The organism is Paraeggerthella sp. Marseille-Q4926, from assembly GCF_916618935.1.
In the GTDB taxonomy this organism is placed as follows: Bacteria; Actinomycetota; Coriobacteriia; order Coriobacteriales; family Eggerthellaceae; genus Paraeggerthella; species Paraeggerthella hominis.
In genome coordinates this window covers 43,174-56,836 of sequence record NZ_CAKAKF010000004.1, presented here as the reverse complement: position 1 = coordinate 56,836, position 13,663 = coordinate 43,174, and the positions used below count along the sequence as shown (strand labels likewise).

The 13,663-nt window shown below is 58.7% G+C and carries 14 protein-coding genes and 2 tRNA genes; 12 read left to right on the top strand and 4 right to left on the bottom strand.

Annotated elements, in window-relative coordinates; genetic code table 11:
- The first annotated feature begins 25 nt into the window (after nt 1-25).
- The 3 genes from LG373_RS08835 to LG373_RS08825 all read left to right on the top strand — a co-directional run bounded on the left by LG373_RS08835 (nt 26) and on the right by LG373_RS08825 (nt 3,001).
- Complete coding sequence (locus LG373_RS08835) at nt 26-964, top strand: sulfite exporter TauE/SafE family protein (RefSeq protein ID WP_225749590.1); 939 nt, start codon at nt 26-28, stop codon at nt 962-964.
- A gap of 84 nt (nt 965-1,048) precedes the next feature.
- Nucleotides 1,049-2,362 (top strand): histidine kinase, encoded by a 1,314-nt coding sequence (locus LG373_RS08830; RefSeq protein WP_114566749.1) that lies wholly within the window; start codon nt 1,049-1,051, stop codon nt 2,360-2,362.
- 225 nt (nt 2,363-2,587) lie between these two features.
- Nucleotides 2,588-3,001 (top strand): DUF2871 domain-containing protein, encoded by a 414-nt coding sequence (locus tag LG373_RS08825; RefSeq protein ID WP_225749589.1) that lies wholly within the window; start codon nt 2,588-2,590, stop codon nt 2,999-3,001.
- A 77-nt stretch (nt 3,002-3,078) separates the two neighbouring features.
- On the opposite strand, the gene LG373_RS08820 is transcribed toward LG373_RS08825, so the two are convergent.
- Nucleotides 3,079-3,960 carry a MarR family winged helix-turn-helix transcriptional regulator gene (locus LG373_RS08820; protein ID WP_225749588.1) on the bottom strand — a complete coding sequence of 294 codons (882 nt, stop codon included), beginning with the start codon at nt 3,958-3,960 and terminating at the stop codon, nt 3,079-3,081.
- Between the two features lie 432 nt (nt 3,961-4,392).
- Between LG373_RS08820 and LG373_RS08815 the strand changes: the two genes are divergently transcribed.
- From LG373_RS08815 to LG373_RS08800, 4 genes are all read left to right on the top strand, one after another.
- Nucleotides 4,393-4,809, top strand: a complete 417-nt coding sequence (locus LG373_RS08815; protein WP_225749587.1) for a hypothetical protein — start codon at nt 4,393-4,395, stop codon at nt 4,807-4,809.
- Between the two features lie 401 nt (nt 4,810-5,210).
- Nucleotides 5,211-5,285: transfer RNA gene (locus LG373_RS08810), tRNA-Gly, on the top strand.
- A 54-nt stretch (nt 5,286-5,339) separates the two neighbouring features.
- Nucleotides 5,340-5,987 (top strand): HAD family hydrolase, encoded by a 648-nt coding sequence (locus LG373_RS08805; protein WP_216529183.1) that lies wholly within the window; start codon nt 5,340-5,342, stop codon nt 5,985-5,987.
- Between the two features lie 18 nt (nt 5,988-6,005).
- Nucleotides 6,006-6,081, top strand: a tRNA-Arg gene (locus tag LG373_RS08800).
- A 123-nt stretch (nt 6,082-6,204) separates the two neighbouring features.
- On the opposite strand, the gene LG373_RS08795 is transcribed toward LG373_RS08800, so the two are convergent.
- Together LG373_RS08795 and LG373_RS08790 are read right to left on the bottom strand one after the other, a co-directional pair.
- A complete protein-coding gene (locus tag LG373_RS08795) occupies nt 6,205-7,563 on the bottom strand; it encodes a cell wall metabolism sensor histidine kinase WalK (RefSeq protein WP_225749586.1) in 1,359 nt (452 codons plus the stop codon).
- Nucleotides 7,556-8,239: a response regulator transcription factor gene (locus LG373_RS08790; RefSeq protein WP_225749585.1), complete on the bottom strand. Its 684-nt coding sequence runs from the start codon at nt 8,237-8,239 to the stop codon at nt 7,556-7,558. Before LG373_RS08790 ends, LG373_RS08795 begins: the two co-directional genes overlap by 8 nt.
- A gap of 171 nt (nt 8,240-8,410) precedes the next feature.
- Between LG373_RS08790 and LG373_RS08785 the strand changes: the two genes are divergently transcribed.
- Genes LG373_RS08785 through LG373_RS08770 form a run of 4 tightly spaced genes read left to right on the top strand, consistent with a single transcriptional unit; the run spans nt 8,411 to nt 11,394 of the window.
- Nucleotides 8,411-8,599, top strand: coding sequence for a hypothetical protein (locus tag LG373_RS08785; RefSeq protein WP_147269858.1), 189 nt, complete (start codon nt 8,411-8,413; stop codon nt 8,597-8,599).
- Between the two features lie 52 nt (nt 8,600-8,651).
- A complete protein-coding gene (locus tag LG373_RS08780; protein ID WP_114566639.1) occupies nt 8,652-9,551 on the top strand; it encodes an efflux RND transporter periplasmic adaptor subunit in 900 nt (299 codons plus the stop codon).
- Between the two features lie 8 nt (nt 9,552-9,559).
- Nucleotides 9,560-10,237, top strand: coding sequence for an ABC transporter ATP-binding protein (locus tag LG373_RS08775; RefSeq protein WP_225749584.1), 678 nt, complete (start codon nt 9,560-9,562; stop codon nt 10,235-10,237).
- Nucleotides 10,234-11,394, top strand: coding sequence for an ABC transporter permease (locus LG373_RS08770; RefSeq protein WP_114566637.1), 1,161 nt, complete (start codon nt 10,234-10,236; stop codon nt 11,392-11,394). The genes LG373_RS08775 and LG373_RS08770 overlap by 4 nt, the downstream gene beginning before the upstream one ends.
- Before the next feature lie 44 nt (nt 11,395-11,438).
- Here LG373_RS08770 and LG373_RS08765 read toward each other — a convergent pair whose 3' ends face one another.
- The gene (locus LG373_RS08765; protein WP_181792541.1) at nt 11,439-11,756 is read right to left on the bottom strand and encodes a helix-turn-helix domain-containing protein; all 318 of its coding nucleotides are present in this window, start codon (nt 11,754-11,756) and stop codon (nt 11,439-11,441) included.
- Between the two features lie 333 nt (nt 11,757-12,089).
- Here LG373_RS08765 and LG373_RS08760 point away from each other — a divergent pair, with 333 nt between their 5' ends.
- Entirely contained in the window at nt 12,090-13,646 is a 1,557-nt protein-coding gene (locus LG373_RS08760) for an LCP family protein (protein WP_114566635.1), read from the top strand.
- The last annotated feature ends 17 nt before the right edge of the window (nt 13,647-13,663 follow it).

The window sequence follows — 13,663 nt, the reverse complement described above, 5'->3', positions numbered from 1 at the left end:
CAAGCGAAAGGAAAGCTCAGCGTTCATGGATATCTTCATGCTCTATGTTCTGCCGGCTCTTGTCGGCGTGGGAATCGGCATTTTGTCAGGGCTGCTCGGCATCGGCGGCGGCACGGTCATGGTTCCCATTTTTCGGTTGGCGTTCGATATGAGCCCCGTCATGTCTACGGCTACGTCCCTGTTCACCATCATTCCCACATCCGTTTCGGGCGCGGTTTCCCATATTCGGCATAAAACCTGCATCCCGTCGCTGGGCATTGCCGCGGGCCTTGGCGGCGCGATCACGTCGCCGTTGGGCGTGTGGCTTGCCCAGATATCTCCCGCTTGGATGATCATGTTGGCTGCCGCGCTCATCATCGGGTGGTCTGCGTTCAAGATGCTGTCCAAGGCGTTCAAGATGAAGAAGGCGTCGCCCGTTGCTGCGGAATCGTTGCAGGCGGCTGCCATCCGGGTCGAAACGGCGCCCGGTAAATCCGTCGATTCTGCGACCACGACTGCGACTACGACCGCGACTGCGTCCGCGACCACGACCACGACCGCGACCGCGTCCGGCGGCCCCGCCGGTCCTTCGTCGTCGAGCAAGCTGACGCGCAAGCAGCTGCTAGTGGGAGCGGCAATCGGCCTGGTCGCGGGCGTGGCATCGGGGTACGTAGGCGTAGGAGGCGGCTTCATCATGGTGCCCATGATGTTGTCGTTGGTGGGCATTTCGATGCGCCAGGCTTCCGGTACTTCGCTCATCGCGGTCATGATCTTGGCCGTTCCGGGCGTTATCGAGCAGGCGTTGCTGGGAAACATCAACTATGCGGCGGGAATCGCCATAGCCATCGGATCCATTCCCGGTGCTGTTGTAGGCGCTCGTCTTGTTCGCGTGGTGCCCGAACGCATGCTCCGCTTCATCTTCGGATGCTTCCTTCTGCTGGCGGCTGCCCTGTTGGTGCTGAACGAATTCGGTATACTGAGCTGACGCGCCCGGTGACGACACTCGCGCGCGGTCTGTAGAAGCAATTTCGAGCGCGGTGTGCAGATGTCGCGTTGTGCGGGAGGCACCATGAGGAAAGAGTCGCAAGAGCGGGCGTCGTTGCCCCGTTTCTTCACCCTTGAGATGTTCATGTTCACGATCACGGTCCTTTCGGGCCTGGTGCTTATTTGGAACCTGATCGCGCCGAACAACAACATCATCGCGCTCTTTTGCGCGGGCATCGTATTTACGCTGTCCATCGTGGTGGTCATCAGGCTGCTCATGGACCCTGATTCGGTGCGCGCCCGGCAATCTGACGCCATGCTCAAGCTGGCAAGCCGTACGCTGGCCTGCATGAACGAGGGCCTTGACCGCACGGCGGCAGAAAAAATATGCGGACTGCTTCTTCCTTCGACGGCCGCTATTGCCGTGGCCATTACCGACAAAGACAGGATTTTGGCGTATTCGGGGTACGAAGAGTCCGAGAATCCGTCGGGCAGCATCATCCGCACGCACGCCACGCATGCTACGATCGCCGACGGCGAAATGCGCGTTTTGTTCACGCCCGAGGACATCGGTTTTCCGCACGACAGCTCAACCATCAAGGCTGCCATCATCGTGCCGCTCACGGTGGGCCGCAACGTGGAGGGCACGCTCAAGTTCTACTATCGTCGCGCCAGCCATATCAGCGAAACGCAGAAGTCTATCGCGGAGGGCTTCGGGCAGCTTTTGTCTACGCAGATGGCCGCCGCTGCGCTTGAAGAGCAGACGAACCTGGCTACCAGCATGGAGTTGAAAATGCTGCAAAGCCAGATCAATCCCCACTTCTTGTTCAACACCATCAATACCATTGCTTCTCTGATCCGTACGGATCCGGAAACCGCGCGCAAGCTGCTGCGCGAGTTCGCCGTGTTCTACCGGCGCACGCTGGAGGATTCTGCCGACCTGATCATGTTCGGTCGCGAAATGGAGCAGACGCGGCGGTACTTCACGTTCGAGGTGGCGCGCTTCGGGGCTGATCGCGTTGCCATGGTGGAGGAGATCGACTCGCGCATCGACGACATGATGGTCCCCCCGTTTTTGATGCAGCCGCTGGTGGAAAACGCGGTTCGCCACGCCATGCCGTCGGAGGGCAAGCTGACGATAACCATTACGGGCGAGGTGATAGGCCAGGACGTGATCGTGCGCGTGATGGACGACGGCGTTGGCATGACGGAGGAGTCTCGTCAAAACATTCTGCATCCTGAATCGTCGACGGGCCTGGGGATTGCCGTGAAGAACGTGCACGATCGCATTTGCGGCTACTTTGGCCCCGGCACGCACATGGACGTGGAAAGCGAGTTGGGGGCGGGGACGTGTGTGAAGCTGGTGCTCAAAGGCGGAGCTCGTCGCGAGTATCAGTAGGCGTTCTTGTGCAAGATGCGTTTGACCAGTGTATTTGCTTGATATGTGAGCGTTACGGTTCTTTTCTTGCGCTTGTGCTACCTCTATAATATCATTTAATATGAACGATGTTCATGTAAGAGGGGGCTCTGCGCGAGGCTGCAAACGGCTTCGTCGGGGCTTTGGGAAGATCGCAGTCGAAAGACGAGCGACGCAACGCTTTGTTGGAATCGGAAAGAGGCGAGCATGGTCAAGAAATACACTACTTTTGCGTTGGTTTATGCGGTGATCGCGTTGGCGATGGGCGTGTTCTATCGGGAATTCACCAAGATTTTGGGATTTGGCGGGTTTACGAGCCTTTCGTTTATCCATACCCACTATTTCGTGCTGGGCATGGTCTTCTTCCTGCTGCTCGCGCTGCTTGAGAAGTCGTTCTCGTTTTCGGCCCAGGGCAAGACCATGCCCTTTGTTGTTGTGTACAACATTGGCCTGAACATTGCGTGCTTGGGCTTTTTGATTCGGGGGATCACGCAGGTGCTTGGCGTAACGCTGGCAAGCGCGCCCGATGCGGCGTTGGCGGGAATCGCCGGCATCGGCCATATCCTGCTTGCTGTTGGCATTGTTGCAATCTTGCTGAAGGTGCGCAAAAGCGCAGCGTAGGGCTTTTGCGGCGCGATGCGACGGTTGCCGGCCGTCGCATCGCGCCTTCTTATTGACGTGCTACGGGAGCCGCAGGTCTAGAACGGCGGCTCCTTCGTTTTGTGCATGGCTGCGACGATCTTTTCGGCTATGTCGAAGTATTGGTGGGCCTTGCTTCGACTCTCTTCGGGAATGATGGCAATGAGAGCTCCAAGCAAATCGGGGACGATGAAGGTGTCAAGGTCGTAAAGCGCCTGCTCGGTGATGCGCGCGTACGTGTAACGCTGGTCCGAGGCTGACCGCTGCCGCTCAACGTATCCCTGCTTCTCGAGTTTCTTCAACGCTTCCGAAACCTCGGGCGGTCGTAGGAACACCTTGCCTGCAATCACGATAGGGGACAGCCCGATGGGCGCGTCGGTAAGGCAGGCGAGGATCTTGAAGCTGCTCAGGGACACCCCGTTCTTTTTCAGGGCGCGGCATTCTGTTGCGTGATTGACGAACACGCATTCGGCGTACGAGCGTTCCACGTTGTCAAGGGTTAGCCCGTATTTGCTGATCACGCGGTTGTTCGCGGCTGTTTTCAAGGAATCGTAGTATGTCAGCAGAAGTTCGTCGGTGGTGTAAAGCTCCCAAATCTGTCTGACCTGGTCCACAATTTCTCGGTCGATGTCTTTGATGAGCTGGACGGAGCGTTCGGTGCACAGGACAACGGTGTTGCGTCGGTCGTCTTTGTCCCACTGGGTTTTGACCAGGTTCATCGCTTCAAGCTCTTTGATGGTCATGGTAACGGTCGATGGATGCAGGCTGAGCGTTTTGGCAAGGCTTCGCATTTGGTCGAATCGCTCGAATGCCTGCAGCCGCGCAAGGATTCGGTACTGGTTTACTGATATGCCGCCTGCAAGTCCAATGGTCTTGGCGAGCGCTTTGTGCGCGGCGGTAGTGGCAATGACCCAGTTGTTCAGTCGTAGGCACAGCGTCATGGATCGATACACCCTCTCCAAGGCGTCGTAACGGATATGATAAAAATGTTACTATTTTTCTATCGAAACCGTTTCGCAGGGCTCCAAAGGTTTACATACCGAATCGAATCATTAATTGAACTGATAAATTAGTATGCAAACTAGTTGCTTGACTTTTGACGTGCCTCAAGCTGGGTATTCCGCTCGATTATGCGCCGCGTTTCGAATTGCGCGAGTTCGTGCGAAGCACCCGTTCGCACGCCTCGTTCACCGCGCGCCCTGAAGCCTTGATGGGCACATGGTTGGGCATATTGATCGTTTGTCCATGCATGGTTCAGCTGGGCGTTTCGGGCGGTATCATTTCACACGCGCTGGAACTTGGATTTCGCGGCGCACGAGCCTTCCTCCGACGGGTGAAGGTTGCGAAGGGGCGGCAAAGGAGCTTCGATGCGCATGTTCGATATCTTTAGACGAAGGTCGTGCAGTGCGAGCAAGCCGAAGGCTTTGCCGTGCGATGAGCAGGTGGAGAAGGGTGTCGTTTGCGATTTGGAAGAGCTTTCGCATGCGGCTGGCGCGGAGTTGCATGCGCGCTCTCGGGCGGTTGGATCTGCTCAGGATCTGCTGACGCTTTTGGCCCAGAAGACGGAATGCCCTTCCATTGGAAGTTTAGGGGTGGAGCCGTGGAGGGGCCGGGCGCGCGTGCTTATGGGGTCGGTTGCCCATGAGGAGTACACTCCGGCGGCGTTGACGGCGGTTGCGCACGTTCTGTACGCCGAAGCGCTGCGTTTTGATACCGCCGACGAAGCTCATCGGTTTTTCGAGTTGCTTGACGCGGTGCTCGGCCAAGCGGATGGCGAAGAAGTTTCGTGATGGCGCGTGCGCTTGGCTTTCGGGTTGAGGCGCATGGCAAGGATGAGACGATCCTGTCAAAACGAACGAGTTTTGCTGGTCCTCGAACCAGGATAAAAGCTACTGGCGGCTGCGTGACCTGGGGCGATGTAAAACGCATCCCAGAAGCTGTTCCCTCAGGGGCGGAAAATCGCCGCAAAACTCGCTCGTTTTGGCAGGAAGGCGTGGCAAGTCGGCGCTGCGCGACGGCGCAGACTGTCGACGTCCGCCCTGCACGCCGCGCGCAGCCGTCTTGTAGAACCCGCGCGACCTGGGTTGAAGCCAGGCGCGCGCCTTGCGACAGGCGTCATGTGGCCTATCGATGGAATATTCTCTGATATTTTCAGACGAATGGGGAATATAAGGTTATAATTCCCTACATTGCGGGTGTGGCCAAGTGGTAAGGCAAAAGCTTCCCAAGCTTTCATTCGCGGGTTCGAGTCCCGTCACCCGCTCCATAGACTTACGATCCAAGCCTCGGCTTGGATTTTTTCTTATGATAGGAGGTTGCCATGGCTCGCTTCGACACGCTGGTGTTCGACTTGGACGGCACCCTGCTCGACACGCTCCCTGATTTGGTGGTTTTAACGAACGCCGCACTCGGGGAATTCGGCTTTCCCCCGCGTACGACCGACGAGATCCATAGCTTTGTTGGTAATGGGGCACGTGCGCTTATGTACCAAGCTGTTCCCGCCAGCACGTCGCCCGAGCAAGCCGAGGCCGTCATGCAGCGTTGGAAGGATTTGTACCCTCAGATTGGCAACAAGCTTACCAGCCCGTATCCGCACATGATCGAAACCCTGGCCGAGCTCAAGCATCGCGGTGTTCGTCTGGGCGTTTTGTCGAACAAGTTCGATCAAGGCGTCCATGACGTGATCGATCAGCACATGCCCGATCTGTTCAAGGTGATGTACGGAGAGTGCGACCAGATCCCTCGCAAGCCCGATCCCACGGGCCTGCTCCGAACCATTTCCGAACTGGGCTCGACGCCCGACCGCACTATCTACGTGGGGGATTCCCCGGGTGACATCAAGGTGTCGCGCAATGCCGGCACGTTCGCCATGGGCGTTGCATGGGGGTATCATGATGCGGCGCATCTTCAAGAAGCGGGCGCGGATATCGTGATCGAGGATGCGCGAGACTTGCTCAACTTCGTTTAATGTTACAATAGCCACCGCGCCTCCGTAGCTCAGGGGACAGAGCACCGCTCTCCTAAAGCGGGTGCCGCGCGTTCGAATCGCGCCGGGGGCACCATTGGATGCTGCAGGTCATCGGTTTTCAACCGGTGGCCTGTTTTGTTTCAGGGCGAGCGCGAGCCGCACCGCCGCGCCCACGCGCACGCGCACCGCCGCGCCCACGCCCGCAAGCAAGTTCCCGCTACCTGGCCGCAGCCTTCTTGAACGATGCCGTTACCGTGACCCCTCCAGAGGGATTGCGCGTCATCTTGATGGCGCCCCCATGCGCGTCCATGATGCTTTTCGCAATGGAAAGCCCCAGCCCGTTCCCGCCCGTTTCTCGAGAGCGCGCCTTGTCGGCGCGATAGAATCGATCGAATACCCGACTTAGATCCTCGCTGCTCACTCCCACGCCGTTGTCCGAAACCAGCAGCAGAGCCGACGCTCCGCGTTCTTCGACTGATACTCGAATCGCATCGCCTTCCTCGGTGTATTTGAGCGCGTTGTCCAGCAGAATGGCCAGAAGCTGCTGCAGCTTGTCCCGATCGCCTTGCACCAAGACGTTGTCCGATGTGCGCACGGTTAGCGTTTTTCCCTCGGCCAGCGCCAGATCCTCATAGGCCGCCGCGACGCCGCTTGCCAGAGCGCCAAGGTCAAGCTCGGTCATGTCGGCTGCATTGTCCTCCGCGTCTGCAGTGGTCAGCGCCAAGAGGTCTTTGGTCAGCCGGGACAGCCTTCCCGCCTCTTCGATGGTGATGCTGATGTCTTCGAACTTGTCGATGATCCTAGCGTGAGGCTCTTCCAGCAAAAGCTCCTGCGTCGTGCGTATGACGGTGAGGGGCGTGCGCAGCTCGTGCGAGGCGTTCTGAACGAACTCCGTTTGCTTTTCCCATGCATCGGCTATGGGCCGCAGCGTTTTGCGCGACAGCGCGTAGCTGGCGCCCGCGCAAACCAGAAGCGCTATCGATAAGCCGACAATCAAGGTAAACCTGAATTGCTCCAGGATGGCTATCTCCGAATCCACGTTTACGATGGTTTGCAGGTACGCAATCCCGTCCGCAGCGGGCTCCACGCGATAGTTCGCCGCGCGATAATGATGTCCGTTTTTCTCCATGAGGTACGCCGTGTCCAAAACGCTGGGATCGAACGGCAGGGTCTCGAAGAAATTGGGATACGTGGAGTAGATGCCGAACGTATCCATCACGGTTCCGTCGCTTGCGCGCGCAAGTAGGACGGTCTGAGGATTCTCTTCCAGGCTTTCTTCGACTATCTGGCTTTGGGACGTCTCGCTGGCAACTTCGCCTTGCGCCGGCGGAACCTCGGCCTCTTCTTGCGCCGGGCTTTCGTCGTTTGCGTCGGTTTTCACTTCGGTGCCCGTTGCCAAAGATTGGTCTTCTCCAACGCCGACCATGAGTATTTGCTGGTCGACGGCTCTGAAGATGTTGGCGTTGACCGTTTGGTACACGAATGCGCCTAGCGCGGCGAATATCAACCCGAACACAACAAAGAACAGGGCTGCGTAGCGAATGGACACCCGCTTCATGCGCGCGCTCTCACGCATGGTCGTCCTCGTCCGTCAACAGGTAGCCTACGCCTCGAATGGTTTTCAGGTACGCATCGTATCCGAAAGGCTTGAGCTGCTTGCGGATGGCGCTCACGTATACTTCCACAACGTTTGACGATGTGTCGGAAAGAAAGCCCCATACCTTGTCGAACAGCTGCGACTTCGATATGAGCTGCCCCTGGCGACTGACCAGGTACTCAAGGGCGTCAAATTGCTTGCCCTTCAACTCGATAGGGCGGCCTTCGATTGATGCGGTTCGGTTCGTCGGCGAAATGATCAGCTGCTTGAAACTGAGGTCAGCCGATCCGTACAGTCCCATGGTTCGTCGAAGAATGGCCTCGATGCGCAGCAGCAGCTCGTCTTTGTCGAACGGTTTTACCAGGTAGTCGTCAGCTCCCGTCCTGAATCCGCGCGCCTTGTCGGCAATGGTCCCCTTGGCAGTAAGGATGAGCACCGGCGTGAACACCTCGTTCTTGCGCAGCTTTTCCAAAACTGAGTAGCCGTCCATTTCGGGGAGCATGAGGTCAAGCACGACCAGGTCGTAAATGCCTTCTTTAGCGAAGAAGTAGCCTTCCGCCCCGTCGAATGCCTGATCCACGTCGTAGGTCGAGGAAAGGCATCGCTTGATGGCGTTCGATAGGTTGCGATCGTCTTCGACGATAAGAATCTTCATGGTTCACCCACCTTCAGTTGCGCCCATTCTATCATCGCATCCTTAAACGATCCTGAAGCGGGAGGTGGAGATATCTCCACAGATGAGAGCACGCTTTTTAAGGGTTTTTTAAGGGGCCTTTCGATAGTATGCGCAGCGTGAAGTTGACGGATGCGAAAGAAAGGCATTCCCATGAACGATTCCAAGACTAGCAACGCATACAAGATTCTTGTCGTCATGCTTTCGGTGGCGATTCTGGTAACCGGCGGCCTGCTGCTGGCGAAAACCATGAACAAGGACACGTCGATGACGGCGGTCCCCGTTGGTTCCGCCTCGCTTGGAGGCGGCGATCAAAACGCTTTCACGACCGACGAGGCGTAACCACGAGCTTGGCGGGCGTGGGCCTGCATGATGAACAACGATAGGAGATAGCATGGTAAGGAACGTCGTCAAAGTGGTCGTGGTGGTGGTGCTGTGCGCCGCGCTGGGCGGCCTTGGGTATCTGCTGTACCAGCAGACCAATTCCGCTGCCGTCCCCGAAGGCGAAATGATGCCCACCGGCACGGTTGCCAAGGGCACGGTGGTGAAGCAGGTGAAGGGCACGGGCGAAGTGAAGGCCGCTCAGGTCGAGAAGCTGAAAATGCCCAAATGGCGCTACTTCAAAGACTCCGAGGTGCCGCTGAACAAGGTGATTCCGGCGGGCACCGTGCTGGCGAACTTCACGTACGGGGATCCGTTGGTGGCTCCGTACGACTTGGTTGTTCTGTCCAAGAGCCTTCCGAAGGCCAAGGAAGAAGTAACCGAGGAGCATTACATCGAAGTGGCGCGCGTCAACGCCATGCATGTTGAGTTCGACGTCCACGAAAGCGATCTTTCCACCCTTTCCGAGGGGCAGGCTGCCCAGGTTGTGCTCGGCTCCAACGAAGGCAAGACGTTCGAGGGCAAGGTAGTGAACATCAACCAGGTGGGCACGTACAACTCCACCGGATCGAAGTACAAAGTGACCATCGAGATCCCCAACGACGGCAGCATTCTGATTGGCATGACGGCGAACGTGCGCATCAACGTGGGCGAGGCTGCCGATGTCCTGACGGCGCCGGTGAGCGCTATCGTGGATGCGGGCGGCGGAAAGACCACGGTGCTCGTGCAGCGCGAGGGCGGCATGATGGAGCCTGTCGAGGTTGAGACCGGCTTGTCGGACGGCAAAATTGTCGAGATCAAGAGCGGCCTTAACGAAGGGGACGCGGTCGTCCTGAACGAAGCGGGAGCGGGCGGCGGTGAAATGCCCGGTGAAGAAGGTGCCGGTGCAATGATGCTTCCGGCTGCGGGTTAGGCGCTCTCATGATTTCCATGACCCATCTTACAAAAACCTACCGCATGGGAGACGACGAGGTGCGCGCGCTCGACAACGTGAGTTTCCAGGTGAAGCGCGGGGAGTTCGTTGCCATCGTGGGGCCGTCGGGTTCGGGCAAGTCCACGCTCATGAATATGATCGGGCTTCTGGATTCGCCTGATTCGGGCACGTACTTGCTTGACGGCGAAGACGTTTCCCGCATGTCGGACGATCGGCTTGCCGGCGTGAGGAACCGAAAGATCGGCTTCGTATTCCAGCACTTCAACCTGCTGGGGAACATGAACGCGCGAGAGAACGTGCGTCTGCCGTTGCTGTACCGGGGCATGCGCGTGGCGGAGGCCGACCGTTTGGCGAATTGCATGCTGGAGAAGGTTGGGCTTGCCGGGCGTGAGAAGCATCGGCCAACCCAGCTGTCCGGCGGCCAGCAGCAGCGCGTCGCCATTGCGCGCGCTCTTGCGGGCATGCCCGAAATCTTGTTGGCGGACGAGCCTACTGGCGCGCTTGATTCGCGCACGAGCGTCGAGATCATGGACATGCTCAAGGAACTGAACGCTCAAGGGCAAACCGTGGTGCTGATCACGCACAACCCCGAGCTTGCCCTGGAGGCGAACCGCACTGTGACCATAGCCGACGGCGTGCTGTACGAGGAGGCGAAAGCCGTATGAAATGGGTGCAGATAGCGAAAGAGGCGTTGGGCAACGTTGCGCGCAACAGGCTTCGCACGGCGCTCACCATGCTTGGGCTGATCATCGGCATTTCCTCGGTGATCGTTCTCGTGGGCATGAGCGACGGCTCGAACCGCCAGGTTTCCGAGCGAATGAAGGCGCTCGGAGGCGATGTCATCTCGGCGCTTTTGTTCGAGGCGTCCCTTGATTACAACGACCTGTCGTCCATATCCGAGCTTTCGAACGTTGCGAAGGTGGCTCCTGCAAAAAACGTGAACGCTTCGGTGAGCGTTGGCGCGAAGCATTCGAGCCGCGCGACGGTGGAGGGGTCTGACGAGCAGTATCTGGCTGCCCGGAACCTGGAACTGGCCGCGGGCCGCAATCTTTCCTCGGTGGATCGCGCCAACAAGTCGAACGTTACCGTGCTGGGCGGTTCGGTTGCTCGCGATCTGTTCGGCACCACCGACGTGGTGGGCCGTACGGTCAAGATCGGCGGCAACGAGTTCACCGTGGTGGGCGTTCTCAAAGAGCAGGGCGCGTCCATGGGCCTCAGCACGGGAAGCGTGGTGATTGTCCCGATTCCCGCCGCGTACGCTTTGGGCGCCGACGGCAAGATCGATTCGGTGTATGTTCGCGCAACGGACGAAAACAGCGTTCAGCAGGTAAAACAGGCGGTGTCGAGCTATCTGAGGGTCGACAAGAACATCTCGCCGTTCAATTTCGTCGTGAACACTCAAGACGAAATGCTGAACGCGGGCGGCTCCATCAACAAGACCATGACGGTCCTTCTTGCCGGGGTTGCCAGCATATCGCTGCTGGTTGCGGGCATCGGCGTTATGAACGTCATGCTGGTTTCGGTTGCGGAGCGCATCCGCGAGGTGGGCATCAAGAAGGCCCTTGGCGCTCGCTGCGGCGACATCATGTTCCAATTCTTGGTGGAAGCCCTGCTCATAAGCTTGTTGGGCGGTACGCTCGGCATCGTGTTCGGCGTGGGCTTCTGCAAGCTGGCCGAGTTCGTCGGCATGGCCTGCGTGGTTTCCCCGTCCATTGTGGGCATCGCGTTCGGCGCAAGCACGTTTATCGGCCTGGTTTTCGGTATTTTCCCCGCGTACCGGGCTTCGAAGCTGCGGCCTATCGAAGCTTTGCGGCAAGAGTAGCAAGCGGGCGCCCGGATTCCTCCCCCGGGCGCCTTGCTTGGCGCTTAGCGAAGGCGCGCGTGGTCCGCGTCGCTGCGCAGACCGATGGGCGAACGCTTTTTCCTGTCGGCTGGCTTTTGCGTGGTGAGCAGTTCTTCGGGGGTTGTTTCGAGCGCGTCGGCTATCTTCACAATGACGGAGAGCCGAGGATCGGCAAGCCCGCTTTCTATCTTGTTGAGAAACGGGCGTCCTATGCCCAGCATGAGGGAGAACGTGTGCTTGTTTATCTTGGCTTCAAGGCGCAGGCGCTTGACGTTTTCGGCCAGAACATACGAGAGCCTTCCTTCGTCAAACTCCTGGTGAGAAGGGTTATTATGTCCCAAGCCTGAATGCATGAAGAACAGGCTACTGCCAGCCAAGGGAAACGGCGTAACCGCCAGAATACGTTTCTGCACTAATTCGGAAAATGTGCGCTTTGTACCCAGCGCATGCCTATTTTATGGTTGTAATCGATCGATGCTACAATATATGCCATACGCGTCGAATCTGCGGATGCCGGTATATGGACGGTTTGCGAATCGTTTGGGCATCGGGGGGTTCGGGTAGGTTTTGAAGACTGAGGCCCTGGCAGCCGATGCCTTTCGCCGACGGGGAGACGGTGCATGGCTCGTTCTGTACCGCGCTCCGTTCGCGCGAAGGGTCGTTGAGGAGAATATATGGCGCCAAAAAACTCTCGCACCAGCCGTCCCGCGGCCCGTTCGTCTCGCGCTCCCCAATCGGCGCGCGCCGTTCGTTCGGCGAAGGCTGCGCAATCGGGGCGGATTGCTTCTCGGGCTCAAGCGGGCTCGTTTTCCCAGGGCGGTGCGGGCGAGCCCTCTTCGTACGCCGGCTATCGATCGGCTTACACGCCGGGCAGCCAAGGATCGGGCGCGAACGGTGCCTACGGCCGACAAACTGCGGTAAGCCAGTACTCCCGCAACAACGCGTCTTATTCGACCGCATCTTCTCGCAAGTCGAATCGTGGCAAGAAGATTGCGGTTGGCGTGCTCGCGGCGTTGCTGGTGGCTGTTGTGGGCGGAGGAACGGCGTTTGCTTTCTGGATGGACGGCGTCAACAGGCAGCTCAACCAGGGCACCAAGTCCGAATCCGAGCTGAGCGCCATCAGCGATGCGCTGAAGCCGGTCTCCAATCCGGCGTTTACCGAGCCGTTCTACATGATGCTCATCGGCTCCGACCGTCTTGACGACGACCCCTCTGCCGGCGCGCGTTCCGATACCAACATCGTTGTGCGCGTCGATCCCGCCAAAAACCAGGCGACTATGGTGTCCATTCCTCGTGACACGAAAATCGAAATCGACGGATACGGCACGAACAAGTTCAATGCCGCGTACAACTACAGCGGCGCGGCTGGTGCCATCAAAGAGGCCAGCAAGCTTTTGAACGTGGATATTTCCCACTATGCCGAGGTCAACTTCGAAGAGCTGAAAGGCCTGGTCGATGCCGTGGGCGGCGTGGACATCGTGGTGGACGAGCGGGTTGACGACCCCGACGCCGACGGAACGTCCGCGCATCCGGAATGGCCGCGCGTCATCATCGAAGAGGGCGAGCAGCATCTTGACGGCAACCAGGCGCTCGTGTTCGCGCGCAGCCGTGCGTACGTCGACGGCGACTTCACGCGTACGGCCAACCAGCGCAAGCTGATCATGGCGATCGTCAACAAGGTGCTCGCTTTGCCCGTTACGGAGCTTCCGGGCGTTATTCAAAGCGCTGCGCAAAGCGTGACCACCGACTTGTCCGTGAACGACATCATTTCGCTGGCGCAGCAGTTCCGCGATGATGGCGAGCTGACCATCTACTCGGCCATGCTGCCTTCGTACACCCAGTACATCAACGAGGTGTCTTACGTTATCAACGACGCCGAAAAGACTAAAGAGATGATGAAGGTTGTCGACGAAGGCGGCGACCCCAGTGGAATTACGTCTGCTGGCGGCCCCTCCGTTTCGTCGAGCACGTCCAATTCGGGCGGCAGTTCGGGATACGTGGATAACTCCCTATATTACGGAGGGTCCTCCTCAGGCTCGACGAGCAATCAAGCGCCGGCTGCGGGAGGCACGGGCGCGACGGGCTCCGGCACCGGATCGGGGGGAGGCACGGGCGGCGCGGGTTCTTCCGGCGCGGTTGGCGCCGGGGGCTCTGCGGGCACCGGCTCGGGCGATGCGAACGCTCCTGGTGGAGGCGGAGCTTCGGGCTCTGCAGGCGGTTTGGCTGCCTAGCGTGCCTTGTGCGCGGT

Coding starts and splice junctions, on each gene's coding strand:
- LG373_RS08760 (WP_114566635.1), top strand. CDS start 12,090: ATGGCGCCAAAAAACTCTCGCACCAGCCGTCCCGCGGCCCGTTCGTCT.
- LG373_RS08830 (WP_114566749.1), top strand. CDS start 1,049: ATGAGGAAAGAGTCGCAAGAGCGGGCGTCGTTGCCCCGTTTCTTCACC.
- LG373_RS08805 (WP_216529183.1), top strand. CDS start 5,340: ATGGCTCGCTTCGACACGCTGGTGTTCGACTTGGACGGCACCCTGCTC.
- LG373_RS08795 (WP_225749586.1), bottom strand. CDS start 7,563: ATGCGTGAGAGCGCGCGCATGAAGCGGGTGTCCATTCGCTACGCAGCC.
- LG373_RS08820 (WP_225749588.1), bottom strand. CDS start 3,960: ATGACGCTGTGCCTACGACTGAACAACTGGGTCATTGCCACTACCGCC.
- LG373_RS08780 (WP_114566639.1), top strand. CDS start 8,652: ATGGTAAGGAACGTCGTCAAAGTGGTCGTGGTGGTGGTGCTGTGCGCC.
- LG373_RS08770 (WP_114566637.1), top strand. CDS start 10,234: ATGAAATGGGTGCAGATAGCGAAAGAGGCGTTGGGCAACGTTGCGCGC.
- LG373_RS08835 (WP_225749590.1), top strand. CDS start 26: ATGGATATCTTCATGCTCTATGTTCTGCCGGCTCTTGTCGGCGTGGGA.
- LG373_RS08790 (WP_225749585.1), bottom strand. CDS start 8,239: ATGAAGATTCTTATCGTCGAAGACGATCGCAACCTATCGAACGCCATC.
- LG373_RS08785 (WP_147269858.1), top strand. CDS start 8,411: ATGAACGATTCCAAGACTAGCAACGCATACAAGATTCTTGTCGTCATG.
- LG373_RS08775 (WP_225749584.1), top strand. CDS start 9,560: ATGATTTCCATGACCCATCTTACAAAAACCTACCGCATGGGAGACGAC.
- LG373_RS08825 (WP_225749589.1), top strand. CDS start 2,588: ATGGTCAAGAAATACACTACTTTTGCGTTGGTTTATGCGGTGATCGCG.
- LG373_RS08815 (WP_225749587.1), top strand. CDS start 4,393: ATGTTCGATATCTTTAGACGAAGGTCGTGCAGTGCGAGCAAGCCGAAG.